Genomic DNA, 2,383 nt, shown 5'->3' with positions numbered 1-2,383 from the left:
TTGTTTGGTGTGGGTTTGTTTCGGGTAGGGTTCTTTCGTCGGTGGGAATTCGGGTGGTGGTGGCCGTGTTTGGGTTTGTTGCTACACTTGCGTGGGGGGCACCCCGCCGCCGGTCCGTCGGGCATGGAGCGTTACCGTCCGACCACGCCCTGCTGTCGGATCGCCCGGCCGCGGGGGCGCACCGCGGACGTCCGCGCCCCCGGTTCATCCGAGCAGCGCCTCCACCGCCTCCGGCGTCCAGTGCCCGGTCGCGCCCGGGCGGGCGGCGAGGTAGTGGGCCGCGCGCCGGGCGCTCCAGCCGTGGGACTGCGCCAGGCCCGCGCCCAGGGTGCGCAGGTAGGTGGCCGAGGGGGCGGCGGGTTCGGCGCCGGCCAGTCCGGTGGGGGAGGTGAAGGTGAGCAGCGGGTGCCCGTCCAGCTCGCCCGGGTGCAGCAGGGTCTCGTAACGGCCCGGGCCCAGTTCGTCGCGCCCGGTGGCCAGGGCGCGGGTGAGGTCGAGGTCGGCGCCGGGGGAGCGGTACATCTCCTGCGCGGCGATGTCGCTGAACTGCCCCGCCGTCACCAGGTAGGCGCGGCAGGGCAGTTCGCCGGAAAGGGCCGGATCGTAGAAGGCCATCGCGCCGCCCCAGGTCAGTGACCGCCCGGCGAAGTACAGCCCGCCCGGCAGTGTCAGCGCCGCCTGGCGGCGCGGCGGGCGCCGGTCGCGGCAGCCCGGGTAGCCGCGCGCCCCGCCCTGTGGCCGTCCTCCGTACAGGTAGCAGCCGAAGCGGGCGGCGTGCAGGTTGGAGCCGTAGGCGGTGTACCAGACGAGTGGATCCTCGCCGCTGTGACCGGGACCGCGCCCCGTGGTCCACACCGTATTCACAGGAAACGTCCCCATGGAAAACGTCGGCGACAGACTCTCACACAAACGTGCGAATGGGGTGAACGGGCTGATGATCCGACCAACACCTCCCGATTCGGTAGCCACCCCCTCACTACCGGTACCGTTCCGGACGCCATGGCGTTCATCACCCTTCCCTCCCCCGTCACACCCCTCCGGTTTTCGCCGACTACGCTTCACCAGCGAAATTGCCCGAAAACCACCAAAACGACATTCGATTCGCATCGCTGCCGCCACGCCAGGCATCGATCATGAGATTTTCCTTTGACCACACCTTCGCTGCATCCGGCGGACTCCCAGCGGAGTCATGGTGAGTGGGCGCATCCCGTCAGGTGACACCATGTGACGTTGACATCGCACCAAGTGAACGAAACATACGCGCCCCCAAGGAAAACGGAGCCGAGGAACCCACCCCCATGGACGCACGCCACGACACGGCCGGCCCAGGCACGCTGCACCGCCCCCATCCGGGGCAGGCGGCCAGCTGGCCGGTGGCCCAGCCCGCGCACCAGCGCACCCTGCTCGACGTCATCGCCGCGACCGCCGACGCCCACCCGCACGCGCCCGCACTCGACACCGGCGACGCCGTTCTCGACTACCGCACCCTGATGCAGGAGGTCGACGCCCTCGCCGGCGTGCTGGCCGGCCACGGCATCGGCTGCGGCGACCGGGTGGGCGTGCGCATCCCCTCCGGCACCGCCGACCTCTACGTCGCCATCCTCGCGGTGCTGCGCTGCGGCGCCGCCTACGTGCCGGTGGACGCCGACGACCCCGACGAGCGCGCCGAGATGATCTGGCAGGACGCCCAGGTCTGCGCGATCCTCGGCGCCGAGCGCAGACTCTTCGCCGGACCCGCCGCCCGCCCCTCGGGCCGCCCCGCCTGGCCCTCGCCGGACGACGACGCCTGGATCATCTTCACCTCCGGCACCACCGGCCGCCCCAAGGGCGTCGCCGTCACCCACCGCAGCGCCGCCGCCTTCGTCGACGCCGAGGCCCGCCTCTTCCTGCCGCAGCAGCCGCTCGGCCCCGGCGACCGCGTCCTCGCGGGCCTGTCCGTGGCCTTCGACGCCTCCTGCGAGGAGATGTGGCTGGCCTGGCGCCACGGCGCCTGCCTGGTCCCGGCCCCCCGCTCCCTGGTCAAGGCCGGCACCGACCTCGGCCCCTGGCTCGTGAGCCGCCGCATCACCGCCATCTCCACCGTCCCCACCCTGCTCGCCCTGTGGCCCCAGGAGTGCCTCGACCACGTCCGCCTGATCATCGTCGGCGGCGAGGCCTGCCCCGCCGAACTCGTCGAGCGCCTGGCCGTGCCCGGCCGCGAGTTCTGGAACACCTACGGCCCCACCGAGACCACCGTCGTCGCCACCGCCGCCCGGATGCTCCCCGGCCAGCCCGTACGCATCGGCGCCCCGCTGGACGGCTGGGAGATCGCCGTCGTCGACCAGACCGGCAACCCCGTCCCCTGGTACGAGACCGGCGAACTGCTGATCAGCGGCATCGGCAC

The 2,383-nt window shown here is 72.1% G+C and carries 2 protein-coding genes; one reads left to right on the top strand and one right to left on the bottom strand.

What is annotated here, in order from left to right; all coding sequences use genetic code 11:
* Positions 1-204: 204 nt before the first annotated feature.
* Positions 205-864, bottom strand: a complete 660-nt coding sequence (locus ACFQ87_RS44835) for a histone deacetylase (RefSeq protein WP_380616814.1) — start codon at positions 862-864, stop codon at positions 205-207.
* Between the two features lie 434 nt (positions 865-1,298).
* On the opposite strand from ACFQ87_RS44835, the gene ACFQ87_RS44830 reads away from it, so the two are divergent.
* On the top strand, positions 1,299-2,383 hold a 1,085-nt coding region (locus tag ACFQ87_RS44830; protein ID WP_380616813.1), incomplete at its 3' end, for an AMP-binding protein.

This window comes from Kitasatospora sp. NPDC056531 (assembly GCF_042794375.1).
Lineage (GTDB): Bacteria > Actinomycetota > Actinomycetes > Streptomycetales > Streptomycetaceae > Kitasatospora.
The sequence above is the reverse complement of the archived record's forward strand: the minus strand, read 5'-3'. Positions and strand labels throughout refer to the sequence as shown.